Below are 18,243 nucleotides of genomic sequence, written 5' to 3'. Positions count from 1 at the left end.
ACTTCGCATAACGCTTTGCCTCTTCTAATGTTTATTTACTCATCAGAGGTCAAACCAGAAGGGATTCATTTTGAAACACAAACTTATTCTCACTTTGCTCTGTTTATTGTGTATAGGGCTGCCCACTATCAGCCACGCAAGTGGTTATACTCAAACCAAATACCCGATTGTTTTAGTGCATGGACTGTTTGGTTTCAATACGTTAGCTGGCGTTGACTACTTTTATGGTATTCCGCACGCACTGACCCGTGACGGAGCGAGTGTTTATGTTGCACAAGTCTCTGCAACCAACAGCTCTGAGGTACGAGGAGAACAGCTACTTGAGCAAGTTGAACTCTTACTCGCGGCAACGGGTGCTGAGAAAGTAAACCTGTTCGGTCATAGCCAAGGCAGCCCTACGGTTCGTTATGTTGCTTCTGTAAGACCTGATCTGGTTGCTTCTGTCACCAGCATTGGTGGTGTCAACAAAGGTTCTAAAGTCGCAGACTTAGTACGCAATACAGTGCCTAGAGACTCACGACTAGAAGCTTTGGCAGTAAAGTTGTCGACAGGCCTCACTACCCTTCTTGGACTTTTATCGGGAGGACAAGATCTGGAACAAGACCCATTAGCAACCCTAGATGCATTGACAACACAAGGTTTGGCCAGATTTAATCAACATCATCCTCAAGGAGTACCAACAACTCGATGTGGCCATGGTGAGTTTCTAGAAAATAATGGGGTCTACTATTACTCTTGGACTGGCGCTTCTTCGTTCACCAACTTATTTGACCCGATTGATACTCCTTTGGCAATTCTCGGCCTTGCGTTTGGTGAGCCCAATGATGGCTTGGTTGATGTGTGCAGCTCGCACTTAGGTCAAGTGATCCGAAATGACTATCGCATGAACCATCTCGATGAAACCAATGGGCTACTCGGTATTCACCATCTGTTTGAAACTGACCCTGTTTCTTTATATCGACAACATGCTAATCGTTTGAAATTGCAAGGTTTATAGGACAGCATCGATGAAAGTCGCCACTCTAAACTCTCTTGGTATTCTCTCCATATTGGCTGGAGTGGCTTACTTTCAATCCGATTTCCAAGTCCAACCGCCTCAAACGGTTCAGTCACCATCACAAGCCGATACCCAAGTAGACACCTCATCAGCACGAGATCTTCTCGACTACACGTTAACCAGCATAGGCGAACAGGATCTTACCCAAATCAGAGAGCGTTTATTTTCAGCCTCACACCATGAGAAAGACTTAACCATTGATGAGGATTTGTTTGAAACCTTCATCCTTTATAAGACGGCACTGGCTGAATTAGAACCAAATGGATTCCAAACTCTCAATTTGTTGGCCTTAGAGCAAATCAATCAACAAATCCTAGATCTGCAAAACCAATATTTTACCCCGCAGCAAATCACCCTCTTGTTTGATGAAGAAAATCGCCTGCGCCAACTGGCCATTGACAAGATGGACATCAACACCCGCGACTTAGACCCAGATTCCAAAGCGCAACTGCTGCAAGAAACGCTAGCTAGTCAACCAGACTATATTCAACGCGCCGAACGAGATAACTTGCTGATGGCACAACTCAATCAATCTCTTAAACAAGATCAACAAAACAAATACTTAACCCGAGTGAATCTCGTCGGTGAAGAAGGTGCGCACAGACTTGAACAACTTGACCAACAAAGAGAAATATTTAACCAAAGCTTGGAAAACTACCTACAAAAGAGACAAGACATCCTTTCTTCGCCAAGCTTATCTGACGACCTTAAACACGACCAAATCGCTGAACTGAGGCAGCAAAGCTTTGATACTAAGCAATGGCGAAGAGTTGAAGCACTAGAGCGTATTTATGATCAGCAGTGATTTGGCCGCATGACCGAAAATGCCAATAAATATCGAAAAATCAATAATATAAACCATGAGCGATAACGTACTTTTTGCCCGTCATTGGTAGATGTCCTGTGGGTGTTCCAGCAAACGATATATCCCCTTTATCTGAGAGTACATGTGTATAGTTATATATCGCTAGCACACAAATAAGACTAACAGTAAGAGTTGTATAATCGCTTAGGCACGATAAAGTTTAAAGGCCTGGATTAGAGCTCCCTACAATTCCATCATGGGCTACAAAACTCACCCATCAATAGTAACAAAGTTTCATATTGATTATATACTTTATATTTGAACCTGTGCTGCGTTCAATTCCAAGTTTTTGCTAATGCTGGTCATAAGTTCTATCAGCTGTTGGTATATTTACATGCTCGTTCCAGAATGATTGGTGCTTCAATTGTTCCAGTTTCACTGTGGGGCAACGCTTGCTATACTCAAAGTGATAGAATAGTATCACTTTTATGTTTCTTTGGAGCTGCTGTTATGAAAGTAGAACTCGTTACCTCACTCAAACGTCAAGCAACTAAAATTCTTGCAGATCTCCACGATACAAAAGAACCTGTTTTGATTACCGAACATGGTAAGCCCTCAGCGTATTTAATCGACGTTGAAGACTATGAATTTATGCAGAATCGATTAGAAATTCTTGAAGGGATTGCAAGGGGTGAACGAGCATTAGCAGATGGTAAATTTGTCAGTCATCAAGAAGCCAAGGACAAAATGGCAAAATGGCTCAAGTAATTTGGACTGATCCTGCACTATCTGATCTGAATGATATCGCTGAATACATCGCACTTGAAAATGTTCAAATGGCAAAACGGTTGGTTCAAACAATATTTTCCAAAGTAGAACGCCTAGAAGCTTTTCCTCAATCTGGACGCATTGCTGCTGAGCTCAAGCATTTAAGCTATCGTGAGGTTATTGTTAATCCATGCCGTATTTTCTACAAACAAGAAGATGACAAGGTATTTATTCTGCACGTTATGCGCTCAGAAAGAGATTTGAGGAAGTTCCTGTTGGGTAAACGATAGCTCCAAGAGATAGAGGCAAACATGACCGGAACCTATCTACGCCTCATGGCTCTGAGTCTCTCAGCCCACTCCCTCTCTTTGGACATGCCACTAAGTGGTCGTTGACCATACCGACGGCTTGCATAAAAGCGTAACAGATGGTTTCGCCAACGAATTTAAAACCATGCTTTTTTAAAAATTTGCTCATGGCTTTGGATTGCTCGGTGGAGACGGGGACTTGTTCCATGCTACTCCAATGATTGACTATGGGTTTGCCATCGACAAACTGCCACAAGGCGTTTGATAGGCTGCCATATTCTTTCATCAGCGCCTTTGCCGCACGCGCATTACTAAAAACAGAGTTGATTTTTCCTCTGTGCTTAACCACATCAAATTGGTCGATGATCGCTTCGACCGATGTTTCATCACACTTGGCTAATTTGTCGATATCATAGTTTTGAAATGCCGCGCGGTAACCTGCTCGCTTTTTCAAAATCGTGATCCAACTCAAACCCGCTTGCGCGCCTTCTAGGGTAATAAACTCAAACAGCACTCGGTCGTCATAAACGGGAACGCCCCATTCTCTGTCGTGATAGTCTCTTTCGAGCGGATGATTCATCGCCCAAGCGCATGTGGTATCCATTTTTCTTTCCTACTTCTTATTAGTAGCGCCTCACTGCGGAGGCGCTTTTCTCTATCCATTCAACTCATTTGGCACTTGTACTTTATGGAAGATTCGATAAAGCACTGGCACCACAATTAGAGTTAATACAGTGGCAAACCCTAATCCAAACATTATGGTCACCGCCATGGGTTTGAAGAAGATATCAGGCAGTAGCGGGATCATGCCCAAAATCGTGGTGATTGCCGCCATGCAAACAGGGCGCACGCGGCTCAGCGAGGCATCTACTACCGCAAGGTAAGGATCTTTACCTGACTGCATTTCAATTTCTATTTGGTCCAAAAGGACAATACCGTTTTTCAGCAGCATACCGGACAGGCTCAAGAAACCCAGCAACGCCATAAAGCCAAATGGCGTATTCAGCGCAAGCAGTCCGGTTGTTACACCTATGATGGCCAGTGGTACCGTCAACCATACTATCAAAGGCTCTTTGACCGTATTGAACAAAAATACCGTGATCAGGAACATAAACAAGTACCCCATCGGCATGGTAGTAAAGAGTGAAGCTTGCGCGTCTCCTGAAGATTCATACTCCCCGCCCCACTCCAATGCATAACCTGAAGGAAGCTCGATCGCCTCAATTTGAGGTTGCAACCTCTTTTGCAGTGTGGCAGCAGTCTCTTCACCGAGTATGTCTGGATCTGCCATCACAGTGAGCATGCGTTTTCTGTTTTTGCGCACGATGATCGGATCTTCCCAACGCATGTCGTAACCAAGCGTGACTTGCTGCAGCGGAATGTATTCACTGAGTGCTGGACTCCAGATTTTCATCCCTTCGATATTGCGTATATCAATGCGCTCTTCTTCTGGCAAACGCGCCACAATCGGCATCAAAGTCGTTCCGTCACGATAAACACCGATAGACTTACCCGCAAACGACATCGCGAGGAACTCATCAACATCGGCCTTGGTTATCCCATAGCGCCTCGCTTGCCCTTCATTAAATTGCGGCTCTAGTACTTTAGTCCGCTCACGCCAGTCATGGCGAATGTTGGTCGCACCGGGATCGGCGTGTAAAATATCTTCGATCTGACTGGCTATACTGCGCAGCACCGTAGGATCAGAGCCAATTAACCTCGCCTCAATTTTTGCGCCGCCGCCAGGCCCTAGTTCAATTTGCTTAAGCTTGTAGTTAATTTCAGGGAAGTTTTTCTCAACATGTGCCCTGAAATTCGACATTAATGTGGAAAGCTGCTCATAGCTTTCCACTCGGGTGGTAATCTCACCGTATGCGGCATAGCTCTTTTCTGGCGAGTAGGTCAGCATAAAGCGTTGCAAGCCTTTACCCGCAGTGGTGGTAATATGCTCAACGCCTTCTTGAGCCGATAACCAAGATTCGAGCGCCTTAAGCTTAGTATTGGTAGCGCGGATATCTGTGCCTTCAGGCAGCCAAATATCGGCCTGAAATATTGGTGTGGTTGACGATGGGAAAAAAGACTGCTTAACAAAGGTAAAACCATAAATGCTGGCTGCAAGGCCGACAACCATAGCAATCACAGTCAGCCAAGCGCGCTTCATACAAAATTCTAGAAACCCTTTGTATAAGGTAAATACCATACCTTTGTACGGGTCGTTATCTTCGCCATCAGTATTGACTTTTTGCCCTTTAAAGAAAATATCGGCAAAAAATGGCGTCAGAGATATCGCGGTAAACCAACTGAGCATTAATGAAATAAGCAAAACACTGAACAAGGTTCCACAGTACTCACCGGTTGAATCTTCAGATAAACCAATCGGTGCAAAGGCAGTTACAGCAATCACTGTTGCGCCAAGCAGTGGCCATTTGGTTTGCGTAACGATATCGGTCGCCGCCTGCATACGTGAACGACCCTTTTGGGTGCCAATCAATATGCCTTCAACCACCACTATGGCATTATCAACCAGCATCCCCAGAGCGATAACAAGGGCACCCAAGGAAATACGCTGCAAATCGATGGCAAAGTACTTCATAAAAATGAAGGTACCAAATACGGTGAGTAGTAGAATAAGCCCAATTAATAATCCAGAGCGAAGCCCCATAAAGAACAGCAGAACAATAATAACGATGGCAACCGCTTGGCCAAGGCTTACAACAAATCCGCTGACCGATTTGTCGACCTCTTTAGGCTGGCTATACACTTCAGCAATTTCGACACCGACTGGCTGTTGGTATTTAAGCTCAGCAAGACGGCGATCAAAGCGCTTACCGACTTCAACAACATTCACCCCTTGGGCAAATGAAATACCTACATTCAGTGCCAAACGTCCATTAAAAGTGATGATGTTATCAGGCACATCCACATAACCGCGTTTGATCTCCGCAACATCGCGCAAATAAATCAAACCCTGAGCACCACTTTCAGTGATGATTAGGTCTCCCAATTGGTCAACGTTTTGAAATTCGCCTGTTGGTTGGATGCGGATGTATTCGTCACCCACTCGAATGGCGCCAGCGTCAGATACCACATTTTGAGTCGATAGTAAGTTGAAGAAAGTATTGGGTGCTAAACCAAGGCTGCTTAATCGTTTCATTGAAACTTCAATAAACACTTGTTCTTGCTGCTGACCAGAAACAGAGACTTTGCTTACACCATCAATTAATTCCAACTCTCGGCGCAAATAATCGACATAATCAAGCAACTCTTTGTACGAGTAACCATCGCCAGTTATCGCAAGCAAAATGCCATACACATCTCCAAAGTCATCGATCACCTTGGGCTCGTTGACTCCGGGTGGCAATTGAACTTTGAGATCATTGACCTTGCGACGTAATTCATCCCAAATTTGCGGCAAATCGTCCGGTCCATAATTATTTTTCATTGAAACCGTTATTTGCGACAACCCACGGCTGGAGATTGAATTCACCTCATCAACATAGGTTAATTGCTGAATGGCTTTTTCAATCGGATAAGTCACCTCTTCTTCAACTTGCTGTGGCGTTGCACCCGGATAAGAGGTCACCACCATCGCATCTTTGATGGTAAAGGCAGGATCTTCCAAACGCCCAAGGCCAAAGAAAGCAGATACGCCACCAATGAGGAAAATCAGCGAGATCATCCAGCTGATGACACGATTTCGAATGAAATATGCCGCGATACCAGTAATATTTTCATCCTGAGAAGACTGACGGTTATCATGTTCACTCATTTTGCCGTCTCCTGCTTAATCACTTCCACTTTCATTCCTTCTTTTAGCCTTGAAATACCGGCAACGACAACCTGCTGATTGATATCCAAACCACTGATAACTTGCAAATCCTTCTTAGTCACTTTACCCACACGGATTTTTTGTTTGGTCACTGTATTATCTTTATTCATGAGCCAAACAAATTTATTGTCTCTCGCTACGTCATCACCATCTGCATTGAATACGGCTTCAATCGGTATTAAAACGCCACCGTGCCTATTCATGCCAATTTCATAATCAGTCGTAACCTCAACCGCCATACCATCTAAGATGTATTCTTTTTCAGGCATAGGAAGCGCTAAAGTAACCGTATACGTGCCCGTACTCGGGTCAGGTTCGGTCGTAAACTCTTTAATCGAGGCGGGGTATTCGTTTCCGCTTGGCACTTTCACTAATGCTTTAATACGAGAAAGTGTCTCAGGCTCTGGTTGGTTGGTGTACAAACTGTCAGGAAGTTGAATCAATACTTCAACACTGTCAGTACTGTGTATGTTCACCACTTGCTGACCAACCTGAACATTTTCATATTGATCAACGTTTACCCGCGAGATAATACCGTCAACGGGTGCACGCAGTTTGGTAAAGGATAAACGTAATTTGGCTAATTCCAGCTCACTCAACGCTATCTGACGATTTGCAGCGATTTCATCGAATTGCGATTTCGCAAGCAGCCCTTTATCAACAAGAGGTTTGGAGCGTCTGTATTGACTATCAAGAACGCTGAACTTAGCACTGGCATTATCTACATCGAGTTGATAATCCGTGGGGTCCAGTTCAGCTAACACATCGCCTTTTCGAACTCTATCACCTTCTTTAACATTGCGTCGGCTTACTTCACCAGAGACCCTAAAACTCAAGGGGGCGCGCTCTGCTGCATTGGCAACCGCAGGAAAATAGAGACCATCTTGCTCAACATCACCAGTGACTTGCACTGTTTTGACTTTTGGCAAACCAAAGTCAACGTATTCTTGCTCCTTGCCACAACCGCTAAGAACCATCGCTAAAGCGAGTACACTAAGACCTATAGATAACTTCATATTACAGTCCCCGCTCCTTGATCCATTCTCTTACTTTGATGCCGGGTTCAATACCCTTTACACCCGAAACAATAATGCGGTCACCATCATTAAGGCCATTTTTCACTTGGCGTTTCTCATCCAACACTATGCTCACTTTCTCAACCACACCTGAGGAATCAACACGCCAGACACATGTTTTGCCATTTTCTTCAAACACTGCGGAACTTGGGATCTTAGTCGCGCCTGTCGAGTCCACTTTTACATTCACCTCTCCCGCCATTCCCGGTAGGATTCCCACATCCAGTGGACGTTCCATCACCATGGTCACTTTGTATGATCCCGTTTTAGGATCGGCTTCGGTATCAATTTCTTGGAAGGTCAAGGCATAGATGTTGTCAGGAAAAGCATCAAATTTCATTGTGGCGACAAGATTAATCCCAGATGCAAAGCGATTTAACAAATGATCCGGCAACTGAAATTGGACCTTCATCAAACGATTAGTTTGGATATTCATCACGCCTTGCTTAGCGGCGACATATTGATAAGTTTCTGCTGGAATAATTGAAACAGTGCCGTCATAAGGTGCAACCAGCTTGGTGTAACGAAGATTGGCTTTCGCCTGCTCTAATGTTGCTTTGGCAGAATTGTGATTGGCTTTTGCTTGGTCAAAGTCTTGTTCAGATACGACTTTATCAATACGTAGCTTTTTATAGCGCTCGTATTGCACATCAGCAAGGCGAAATTGCGCTTCAGCTCGCCTAGCGAGCAAAGAATATTCGTCTGGGTTTAAAGAGGCCAGCACTTGCCCTTTCGTCACAGGCTGACCAGATAGGACATCGATAGACTGAAGTAATCCAGGAACTCGAAAGGCTAATACCGCCCTATCACCAGCCTCAGAAGTGGCGGGAAAGTGTCTTTCAAATTGTGCATTGCCGACTGAAACGGTAAAGAGTTTGGCGGGCCGAGACTCAGGCTCTGGAACGGGGGGTAACTCTTTACCACAGCCACTCAACAGAGAGGCTGTAGCAAGAAGCAAAAGCTTAAATTGCATAATCAGTCATCCAATAGTCACATAGAATTATTAAGGCCCGTTCCCTTCGAGTGGATACAACCAGCACAGAGGGTAACAAGGCCAAAGATAGATGAATGATTATACGACTGCCAAATACTTACCAGTAAATTATTATAATAATTAGTTATTTTCTGTTAAATGTCACCTTAGCTCGCACAATTGCTTTATAAACGACTAAATTCTTTGTCCACTTTGAAGGTTTCGGACGTCACGTATGCTTCAATTTCCCTAACTTTCCCCTCCAGAAGCTCAAAGTCTTTTTCAAGCGTATTAAGCAGCACATCCGGTGCCTGACCTTGTTGCCAAGGTTTACTTTTTAGCTTGTGTTCCTGCTCTGTTTTTAGGGACATAACATAATTGTCAGGTTGCTTCTCTATCATCAAAGTCATGGCGATATACGCAAGCAACACGAGAAAACTACCACCCAATAAGGCTGCAGAGATGACCAAAATTCGAATTAACCAAACTTCACAGCCAAAATAGTTCGCAAGACCTGCACAAACACCTGAAAGCTTGCCGTTATAGGTATCTCGATACAAGTCTCTACTCATAACGACGCCTCCAACTTGGCGTTTCTGTATCGAGTATGCGCTCAAGAGTCTCAACACGTTTTTGCATCTGCTCCGCTTTTTCTGACAACGTCTGTAAACGCTCAAAGTCGTCTTCAGACAAACCACTCGCCGTTTTTTTCTTACTGCGATAATGCAAGATCAACCAGAGCGGTGCGACGAAGATCAGAAAGACAATTAAAGGGCCCGCTAAAAAAAATGATGACATATAAAACTCCCAAATGGTGGTTACTTAGCTAGGCCATTTGCCATTGCCAAGTAACTATAACTTTTCTGTGTTCGGTAGTGCCTTTGAAAGAAAATCCATTGCGACAAAGCCGTCATGTTTACGGACTTCTTTCGGTGTATCGACATCCGGTCACTTATTACCTTTTACTTGCTGTTTTAAACTTTCAAGCTCTTTTTCGATTTCATCTTGAGCTTTAAGTTCAGCAAACTCTTGATCTAGCGACTTGGCACTACCTGATTGCGCATAAACATCCGCTTCCGCTTCAAGTTCATCAACTTTACGAGAATACTGCTCAAACTTAGCCATAGCTTCTGAAGTACGGGCAGTATGCAAGTGTTTTTGCACATCACGACGACCCGTTGCAGTTTGAGAGCGAATTGCTAGTGCCTGTTGTTTTGCTCGCGTTTCTGTGATTTTACTCTCCAGCTTAGTGATCTCGCCGGTTAATTTTTCGATCGTTTCTTCTACCAGAGTCTGTTCTGTATGTAATCCTTTCAGCATATCTTGCAATTTTTGCTTTTCTATTAGCGCGGCTCTGGCCAAATCTTCACGTTCCTTGGTAAGTGCCAAGGTCGCTTTATTTTGCCACTCATCGATTTGTTCATCGATCGCCGCCACTTTGCGCGCCAGTTCTTTTTGGTCTGCAATCGCTTTAGCAGAATTAGTGCGCACTTCGACTAATGTGTCTTCCATTTCTTGAATAATAAGACGTATCATCTTTTCCGGATCTTCCGCTTTATCCAGTAACGCGCTGATGTTTGAATTCACGATATCAGCAAAACGAGAAAAAATACCCATGACTTAGCTCCTTATCCAAAACGTTGGCCTGTGAATGTCGGCCATATTAACTGTATCTATCAGTGTAATGTAATCCTATTCTAATAACCAAGATACGTGCCAACTAAAAATATCATTTAAAACAAATAGTTATAATATTTGACATCCAATCCACAACTCACCTATGATGAATTTAACTAACATTAGGTAAATTTCACCAACGGACTGTCTCAATGCAGCAAAATCTTATCGGCGAATCCCCAGCTTTCCTTGAAGTACTTGAGAAGGTATCAAAACTCGCTTCAATCAATCGTCCTGTGCTGATTATTGGTGAGCGAGGAACGGGTAAAGAGCTTATCGCGCAGCGCTTACATTATTTATCGAAACGTTGGGACCAGCCACTTATCTCACTAAATTGTTCTACCTTAAGTGAAGGTCTAATTGACTCTGAACTGTTTGGCCATGAACAAGGGGCATTTACTGGCTCAAAGGGGCGACATAAAGGTCGGTTTGAACGTGCCGAAAATGGTACGCTTTTCCTCGATGAGCTGGCGACGGCACCGCTTTTAGTACAAGAAAAACTGCTCCGAGTGATCGAATACGGCCAATACGAAAGAGTAGGAGGACACCAATTACTCAATGCGAATGTGCGTTTAGTGTGTGCCACCAATGCCGACCTCCTCGCAATGGCAGAACAGGGCAAGTTTAGAGCCGATTTACTTGATAGATTAGCATTTGATGTCATTCACCTTCCCCCTCTACGCGAGAGAAAAGAAGATGTTCTCTTATTGGCCGAGTACTATGCGATTAAAATGTGCCGTGAACTTAACCTCGAGTATTTTGTGGGGTTTTCTCAAACCGCTCAGAACGACCTCATCAAGTATCAATGGCCCGGAAATATACGTGAACTAAAAAATGTTGTTGAACGGGCTGTCTATCAACATGGGCTACAGGAAGACCCTATAGACACACTCATATTCAATCCGTTCTCAAATGAATGGGGAATAGACCCACAGCAAAGCCAAGACACCAGCACTTGTATCCACTCCAGCTCAACAACCTTTGATTTCCCAATGGACTACAAGACTTGGCAACAGGATCAAGATATAGCCCTATTAAAAGCCGCATTGACCCAGAGTAAGTTTAATCAACGGAAAGCTGCCGATATGCTGGGTCTGAGCTATCATCAGCTTAGAGGGATGATAAGAAAGTATGACATCTCGACTATGAGCTAATTTATTTTGAAGACCATGAACTAATAATGGTAAATTACTGAACTATTAGGGCATAATGCCGTGTTATACCATGCACTGCCCATAACAACCGTTCTCGCTATGAAAGCATTCATTCAACTGACATTGAGCATATGTGGTTTTACCTTACTCACAGGGTGTGGTGAAGGGATTGATCACAATAAGATTCGTAAAACTGGCTTCGTTTATTGCGGTCAGGGCGGCCCCGACAGTTTTAATCCGCAATTAGTCGATAGTGGTATCAGCTCCGAAACGCTAAGCCCACAGATTTTCGATACGCTTTTGAGCCTTGATCCGAACAATTTCAAGCCAGTGGCCAACCTTGCGACTGACTGGTCGGTAAACAAAGATGGCACAGAGTATATCTTCAATTTGCGAAAAAATGTGGCTTTCCAAACGACACCTTGGTTTTCTCCCACGCGTACATTGAACGCAAAAGACGTCGTATTTAGCTTTCAGCGCATTATTGATGAAGAGCATCCTTATCACAATGTAGGTAATGGTCTTTACCCTTGGTTTAGGGGTATCGATTTTCAAAATTTGTTAGTTGATGTCAAAGCGATATCTAAATATCAAGTGCGTTTTACTTTAAGTCGTCCAGACAACACCTTTTTGTCTAACATCGCCACTAGCCATGCTGTCATTCATTCGGCAGAATATGCCCAAAAGTTAATCCTCACCGATAACAAACCCAGACTCGACAGTTACCCCGTTGGTACCGGTCCATTTTATCTGTATGATTATCAAGTCAATGATCTAATAAGGCTTAAACGTCATGATAACTATTGGCAAGGCAAGCCCCAAATGAGCCAGATCGTATTCGATATTTCTCATCGTGGTACGGGTACATTGGCGAAATTGCTACGCAATGAATGTGACGTGTTAAGCTCCCCACTCTCAAGCCAGATCCCCGCAATTCAGCTTCAGGACAATATTGAGCTTATGATAAAACCAGCAATGAATATTGCTTTCATCGCTGTAAATACCACTAACCCAGCACTTAATAATCCTCTGGTAAGAAAAGCACTTAACTATGCCATCAATCGCCAAAACATACTGGATTCGGTCTATTATGGCATGGGCAGTCAAGCCTACTCAGTACTGCCTCCAAATTCTTGGGCGTATTTGAAAGATAATGTCCAGATCCGCTACGACAGAAACTATGCTATTGCTTTGATGAAAGAAGCGGGATTTGGCAAAGGCCTAGAACTCAATATGTCGGTACCACTTGAACCGAGAGCCTATAACCCTAGTCCAAGAAAAACGGCGGAATTAATCCAAGCGAATTTTGCAGATATCGGCATCAAATTAAATATCGTCACCGAGGATCGTTTTGATAGGGCGAATGTTGCTAACAATCAAGCGGTTGACCTTTATTTGACAGGTTGGATAGCCAACACAGGTGACCCTGATAACTTCCTAAGACCTTTACTTTCTTGTGACTCGAAAAAGGTAGGCCTGAATGTGTCAAGTTGGTGTAATGCCGATTTTGACTTTTTATTGGACTTGGCACTTGAAGTGGATAAACCGCGTTATCGACTCAATTTGTACAAGCAAGCACAAAACATCCTCAATGAGGAGTTTCCTGTTATTCCATTAAGCCATGGGATGCAATTTCAAGCTTACAGCTCTACATTAAAGGGATTTAAAATTAGCCCATTTAATGTCCAGCCTTTTGACGCAGTAGAGAGGATAAAATAATGTTTCTCTACACAGTGAAACGCATTAACCTATTTATAATCACTTTACTTATCCTCTCGATGGTGGGGTTCAGTCTACTTAGGTTAGCGCCCGATTCTCCGTGGCTCATGGACAATTTCTGGCATGGTTGGATGAACTATATCGGCGAATTGATGCACCTTAATTTTGGTGTCACTCGAAGTGGTGTACCTGTAGTGGATGAGTTAGCAATTGTATTTCCAGCCACTATTGAGTTGTGTTTTATTGCCTTTATTTTTTCTCTCCTAATCGGAATTCCAATAGGGACACTTGCAGGAATGAAGCAAGGTAAATGGATTGACACTGCCATATCTTTCACGTCCATGTCTGGTTATTCGGCCCCTATTTTCTGGGTAGCCTTACTCATGATCATGGCCTTTTCATTCCATTTTGAAATTTTCCCAGTTGCCGGGCGATATGACCTTTTGTATGAAATCGAACATGTTACCGGCTTTGCTATCATAGACTCGTTTCTGACCCAAGGTGAATATCGAGTCAATGCCTTACAGAGCGTACTTGAACACCTAATTTTGCCTTGCTTAGTGCTGGCATTAACTCCTACCACACAAGTTATTGGTCTCATGAGAGCTTCGGTCGCGGAAGTCATGAATCAAAACTACATTCGAGCCGCTAAAATTAAAGGTCTAACGACTCGTGAAATTGTCACTCAACATGTGTTACGAAATGCCATTCCACCCATTATACCCAAAGTCGGCATTCAGCTATCGAGCATGCTCACTTTGGCCATCATTACCGAATCTATCTTCAACTGGCCGGGGATAGGACGATGGCTGTTAGATGCATTATCAAATGAAGACTATGTATCAATTCAAGCAGGCGTTATGGTCGTCGCAACGTTAGTACTGACTGCCAATATACTGTCGGATTTGATGGGTGCTATGGTAAATCCATTGGTGAGGAAAGAGTGGTATGTTAACCGATAATATTTATCAGGAAGAGCACATCCCTACGCAATTTGAGCGATTTTGGCGCAGCTATCGTTCAAATGCTCTTGCCATGTTTGGTCTATGGTGTCTGGGTATTATCATCGTTGTCACCTTAACATCGCCTTGGCTAACTCCACACGACTCGCAAGCTCAAACCGGAGAGTTACTTATCCCTCCATCATGGGACCCTGCTGGTACAGTAGACTACTTCCTAGGTACAGACGACCTTGGTCGGGATATTTTGTCACGCCTTATTGTAGGATCACAACTTACCTTTGGTGCTGCAGTCGTCATTACCACAATAGCAACAATCATCGGCTGTTTGATCGGTATTTTCGCTGGTATGACAAAAGGCCTGCTATCAAGCGTTCTGAATCACCTGCTTGATACCATCATGTCAATCCCCTCCCTCTTACTCGCCATCATATTTGTCGCTTTCCTTGGTTTTGGCGAATTTAATATTTTGCTCGCGATAGGGCTCGCTTTGATTCCACGATTTGTTCGTTCTATCTATATCGCGGTCCATACAGAGGTTGAGAAAGACTACATCATCGCCGCACGCCTTGATGGAGCAAACGATTTTTATCTTCTTTGGAATTCGATTTTGCCCAATATCCTTGTCGCAATAGCTTCCGAGGTCACACTTGCTCTTTCTATCGCCATTTTGGATATTACTGCATTGGGCTTTTTGGGGTTGGGTGCTCAAGCACCCAGTACAGAATGGGGAGCCGTACTCGGAGACTCTGTAGAATTGATTTACCTCGCCCCTTGGACTGTCACCCTACCTGGGCTGGCAATCATGTTTACTGTCGTAGTAATCAATCTCGTCGGTGAAGGGGTCCGCCAAGCGCTCAATGCAGGAATAGAATAATGCCGCTATTGGATATTCGTCACTTAACGATAGAGATTGAGACACCTCAAGGACTGATGAAAGCAGTTGATCGCATGAGTCTTACCATGAATGAAGGAGAAATCCGTGGTTTAGTGGGAGAATCAGGGTCGGGTAAAAGCCTAGTAGCGAAAGCGATTGTCGGTGTCTGTAAAGAAAACTGGAGAGTCACGGCTGATCGAATGCGTCTCGGCAATGTGGATTTATTGCAACTCACACCCAAAGAGCGCCGCCGCGTGATCGCCAGAGATATTGCCATGATATTTCAAGAGCCTTCAACGTGTTTAGACCCATCAGAAGAAGTGGGTAAGCAATTGATTGAGTCTATACCCTCGCACACCTTTTCTGGAAAATGGTGGGAGCGTTTTAAGTGGCGTAAGAATCAAGCGATTGCCTTACTGCACAAAGTAGGCATAAAGAACCATATCGAAATCATGTCGCGTTATCCATACGAACTCACCGACGGTGAGTGTCAGATGGTAATGATTGCGATGGCCATTGCAGCAAAACCAAAACTGCTTATTGCAGATGAACCAACCAATGACCTTGACCCGATAACCCAATCGCAAATCTTGCGTTTGCTCAGTCGCATGAACCAAATTAACAATACTTCAATTCTACTGATAGGGCATGATCTCGCGACAATCACTCAGTGGGCAACCCGAATTACTGTGATGTACTGTGGCCAATCGGTTGAATCAGCGGATACACAAAAAATTCTCGCACAACCCAAACACCCTTATACCGTTGCTCTACTAAAAGCTATGCCAGATTTCAGCGAAATAATCCCGCATAAGCAAAAACTGGAGTCTTTGCCTGGCACCATTCCTCCACTGCAGCACTTACCTATTGGATGCAGACTTGGACCACGCTGTCCCCATGCGCAGCGCCAATGTGTCGAAATGCCCAAGACACGTCGAGTAAAAACGCACAAGTTTGCCTGCCACTTCCCACTGAATATGGAGAAGAAAAAACTATGAGTGCCTTACTAGAAGTCAATGAGCTGAGTAAAACCTTTATCACCCGATCTGGCCTTTTCCATAAAAAAGTGCATCAGGCAGTAAAACCTGTAAGTTTTCGGCTAGAGGCAGGACAAACTCTTGGAATTATCGGTCAAAATGGCTCAGGTAAATCAACACTAGCGCGTATGCTCGCTGGGGTGATAGAGCCAACACGAGGCGAAATAAAGGTCAATGGTGAACGGTTGGAGCACAAGGATTATTCTACTCGTTGTAAACTTATTCGGATGATTTTCCAAGACCCGAACACCTCTCTAAATCCACGCCTTCAGATTGGACATATTCTCGAAGGGCCGCTTAAGCGCAATACAGAAATGACTCCAGAAGCGAGAACATCAAGAGTAAAAGACGTACTACTCAAAGTTGGCTTGCTTCCTGAACACGCGTATTTCTATCCTCAAATGCTGGCTGCAGGGCAAAAACAACGAATATGCTTAGCCCGAGCACTCATACTTCAGCCATCGGTAATTGTTGCTGACGAAGCGCTAAATGGATTGGACATGGCAATGCGTTCGCAAATTATCAATTTATTTTTGGAGCTACAAGACGAAATGGGCGTCTCGTTTATTTATGTCTCGCAGCACTTGGGAATCATCAAACATATCACAGACCAAGTCATGGTTATGCACGATGGTAAGGTAGTTGAAGCTGGAAATACTCAAGAGATTCTAGCCTGTCCTAACAACATTATCACTCAACGCATGATTGAGAGCCATTTTAACAAAGCCCCTTGTTTTAAGTAGCGTTCTCATCAATGAATAAGAGTTGCACATGGACAATGATCGTATTGCTCGTTAGCTGCAGAATGATAAGCAGCGCTTTTGCTGTTACTGAAACTTGGTTGGACCCTGTCTTTGTCAAACAAGCATTTATTGAAGTCTCCTTAAAAAATGAGTATTCATCAGGTATTCAACGCCTAACCAAATGGAACCAACCGATCAAAATTTGGATCGAACACAAGGTTGCTGACAAGGCGTTACATGAACAGCTCGCCAATACTCATATTAAAGATTTATCGTTTATAACCGGGCATTCAATAACCCGAGTAACAAGAAGGGAAGACGCTAACATTGTATGGATATTTACCCAACAGGATAAATGGCGAGATGACATTAAAAGGGAGCTCGGAGCCAACGCCTTAAAATATGCCCACGGTGCAATCTGTAAAGCCGGATATAAAACCAATAAAGTAACCCATGAAATAGACTCTGCTGTCATCATCATTCCTGTCGATCAAGCTAGAGAGCATGGCAAATTACTTGCCTGCATTGTTGAGGAAATCACGCAAACACTCGGGCTACCCAATGATACTAAAGCGGCCTACCCCTCTATATTTAATGATGAGACACCAGAGGACTTATTGTCCCCCTTAGACATCATCTTACTCAAAATGCTTTATGAGCCTGAATTGAAATCAGGTATGGACTTGAGCAAAGTTCAACAAGCTATCGATACCATACTCAAGCGCTATCAACGTCTGGGAGTATTGAAAAAAGCCGCGGCCATGGCAAAATCAACAGAGCTTTATCAACTCACCTCTTATTAGTTCTCACGCCACGACTGCAAAAGCTTATAAATTACCTTTTCTTATCCGCCTTTTTAAGCTCAAATTCAAGTTCATCAGGGAAAACAACAACGCCCTCTTCATCGTGATTTGGAAACACCACGACTGACAAACCATCCTCTTCAAGACCTTGTGTCCAGCGGCTAAACCACTTCGCTGTTGATATAGGTTCCGCTTTGCAACTGTCCCATTCTCCCGTCGCCCAAAGACTCGCAAATTCTTGATTCGGCCATATAGGTACGCACTCCTCATCTTCGGTATTGAGCATGACACATCCGTGTTCATCCGTGAGAATCCATATTTTCTTGTGTTTGACGATTTCTTTTATGGTGTAGCTGAAACGTTCGTTTTCGTTCAATTTCAGCACTGACTCGACTTCTTTTTGTGAGAGCGAGTGCGGCATAGACAAACTCCTTCAATAAAACGCCCACATCTTCTGA

Annotated in this window: 19 protein-coding genes; 11 read left to right on the top strand and 8 right to left on the bottom strand. The window is 43.9% G+C overall.

Annotated elements, in window-relative coordinates:
* Window positions 1-70 precede the first annotated feature (70 nt).
* From QQK21_RS16165 to QQK21_RS16150, 4 genes are all read left to right on the top strand, one after another.
* Window positions 71-997, top strand: coding sequence for an esterase/lipase family protein (locus QQK21_RS16165; protein ID WP_284193217.1), 927 nt, complete (start codon window positions 71-73; stop codon window positions 995-997).
* A 10-nt stretch (window positions 998-1,007) separates the two neighbouring features.
* A complete protein-coding gene (locus QQK21_RS16160) occupies window positions 1,008-1,862 on the top strand; it encodes a lipase secretion chaperone (protein WP_284193216.1) in 855 nt (284 codons plus the stop codon).
* Window positions 1,863-2,372: 510 nt separating this feature from the next.
* Complete coding sequence (locus QQK21_RS16155) at window positions 2,373-2,630, top strand: type II toxin-antitoxin system Phd/YefM family antitoxin (RefSeq protein WP_284193215.1); 258 nt, start codon at window positions 2,373-2,375, stop codon at window positions 2,628-2,630.
* Window positions 2,618-2,920: a type II toxin-antitoxin system RelE/ParE family toxin gene (locus QQK21_RS16150; RefSeq protein ID WP_284193214.1), complete on the top strand. Its 303-nt coding sequence runs from the start codon at window positions 2,618-2,620 to the stop codon at window positions 2,918-2,920. Before QQK21_RS16155 ends, QQK21_RS16150 begins: the two co-directional genes overlap by 13 nt.
* Before the next feature lie 43 nt (window positions 2,921-2,963).
* Here QQK21_RS16150 and QQK21_RS16145 read toward each other — a convergent pair whose 3' ends face one another.
* The 7 genes from QQK21_RS16145 to pspA form a co-directional block, all read right to left on the bottom strand.
* Window positions 2,964-3,542: a DNA-3-methyladenine glycosylase I gene (locus QQK21_RS16145; RefSeq protein WP_284193213.1), complete on the bottom strand. Its 579-nt coding sequence runs from the start codon at window positions 3,540-3,542 to the stop codon at window positions 2,964-2,966.
* A 51-nt stretch (window positions 3,543-3,593) separates the two neighbouring features.
* Entirely contained in the window at window positions 3,594-6,707 is a 3,114-nt protein-coding gene (locus QQK21_RS16140) for an efflux RND transporter permease subunit (protein WP_284193212.1), read from the bottom strand.
* A complete protein-coding gene (locus QQK21_RS16135) occupies window positions 6,704-7,783 on the bottom strand; it encodes an efflux RND transporter periplasmic adaptor subunit (protein WP_284193211.1) in 1,080 nt (359 codons plus the stop codon). Before QQK21_RS16135 ends, QQK21_RS16140 begins: the two co-directional genes overlap by 4 nt.
* A 1-nt stretch (window position 7,784) precedes the next feature.
* On the bottom strand, window positions 7,785-8,816 hold the full coding sequence (locus QQK21_RS16130; protein WP_284193210.1) for an efflux RND transporter periplasmic adaptor subunit: 1,032 nt from the start codon (window positions 8,814-8,816) through the stop codon (window positions 7,785-7,787).
* A 185-nt stretch (window positions 8,817-9,001) separates the two neighbouring features.
* Window positions 9,002-9,388, bottom strand: coding sequence for an envelope stress response membrane protein PspC (pspC, locus tag QQK21_RS16125; RefSeq protein WP_284193209.1), 387 nt, complete (start codon window positions 9,386-9,388; stop codon window positions 9,002-9,004).
* Window positions 9,381-9,614 carry an envelope stress response membrane protein PspB gene (pspB, locus tag QQK21_RS16120; RefSeq protein WP_284193208.1) on the bottom strand — a complete coding sequence of 78 codons (234 nt, stop codon included), beginning with the start codon at window positions 9,612-9,614 and terminating at the stop codon, window positions 9,381-9,383. The genes pspC and pspB overlap by 8 nt, the downstream gene beginning before the upstream one ends.
* 150 nt (window positions 9,615-9,764) lie before the next feature.
* Complete coding sequence (gene pspA / locus QQK21_RS16115; protein WP_284193207.1) at window positions 9,765-10,433, bottom strand: phage shock protein PspA; 669 nt, start codon at window positions 10,431-10,433, stop codon at window positions 9,765-9,767.
* Window positions 10,434-10,645: 212 nt separating this feature from the next.
* On the opposite strand from pspA, the gene pspF reads away from it, so the two are divergent.
* The 7 genes from pspF (at window position 10,646) to QQK21_RS16080 (ending at window position 17,785) form a co-directional block, all read left to right on the top strand.
* Complete coding sequence (gene pspF, locus QQK21_RS16110) at window positions 10,646-11,647, top strand: phage shock protein operon transcriptional activator (protein ID WP_284193206.1); 1,002 nt, start codon at window positions 10,646-10,648, stop codon at window positions 11,645-11,647.
* 99 nt (window positions 11,648-11,746) lie between these two features.
* Window positions 11,747-13,366 (top strand): ABC transporter substrate-binding protein, encoded by a 1,620-nt coding sequence (locus QQK21_RS16105; protein ID WP_284193231.1) that lies wholly within the window; start codon window positions 11,747-11,749, stop codon window positions 13,364-13,366.
* Window positions 13,366-14,328: an ABC transporter permease gene (locus tag QQK21_RS16100; RefSeq protein ID WP_284193205.1), complete on the top strand. Its 963-nt coding sequence runs from the start codon at window positions 13,366-13,368 to the stop codon at window positions 14,326-14,328. Before QQK21_RS16105 ends, QQK21_RS16100 begins: the two co-directional genes overlap by 1 nt.
* Window positions 14,315-15,202 carry a putrescine export ABC transporter permease SapC gene (sapC, locus tag QQK21_RS16095; RefSeq protein ID WP_284193204.1) on the top strand — a complete coding sequence of 296 codons (888 nt, stop codon included), beginning with the start codon at window positions 14,315-14,317 and terminating at the stop codon, window positions 15,200-15,202. Before QQK21_RS16100 ends, sapC begins: the two co-directional genes overlap by 14 nt.
* On the top strand, window positions 15,202-16,200 hold the full coding sequence (locus tag QQK21_RS16090) for a peptide ABC transporter ATP-binding protein (protein ID WP_284193203.1): 999 nt from the start codon (window positions 15,202-15,204) through the stop codon (window positions 16,198-16,200). Before sapC ends, QQK21_RS16090 begins: the two co-directional genes overlap by 1 nt.
* The gene (locus tag QQK21_RS16085; protein ID WP_284193202.1) at window positions 16,197-16,982 is read left to right on the top strand and encodes a peptide ABC transporter ATP-binding protein; all 786 of its coding nucleotides are present in this window, start codon (window positions 16,197-16,199) and stop codon (window positions 16,980-16,982) included. Before QQK21_RS16090 ends, QQK21_RS16085 begins: the two co-directional genes overlap by 4 nt.
* Before the next feature lie 11 nt (window positions 16,983-16,993).
* Window positions 16,994-17,785: a DUF2927 domain-containing protein gene (locus QQK21_RS16080; protein ID WP_431313130.1), complete on the top strand. Its 792-nt coding sequence runs from the start codon at window positions 16,994-16,996 to the stop codon at window positions 17,783-17,785.
* A gap of 31 nt (window positions 17,786-17,816) precedes the next feature.
* Here the strand turns inward: QQK21_RS16080 and QQK21_RS16075 are convergent, their stop codons facing one another.
* Complete coding sequence (locus QQK21_RS16075) at window positions 17,817-18,206, bottom strand: DUF2750 domain-containing protein (protein WP_284193201.1); 390 nt, start codon at window positions 18,204-18,206, stop codon at window positions 17,817-17,819.
* Between the last annotated feature and the right edge of the window lie 37 nt (window positions 18,207-18,243).

The sequence above is a fragment of the Vibrio zhanjiangensis genome (assembly GCF_030161235.1).
GTDB lineage: Bacteria > Pseudomonadota > Gammaproteobacteria > Enterobacterales > Vibrionaceae > Vibrio > Vibrio zhanjiangensis.
Note: the sequence above shows the minus strand (reverse complement) of the source record. Positions and strands in the feature narration are given on the sequence as shown.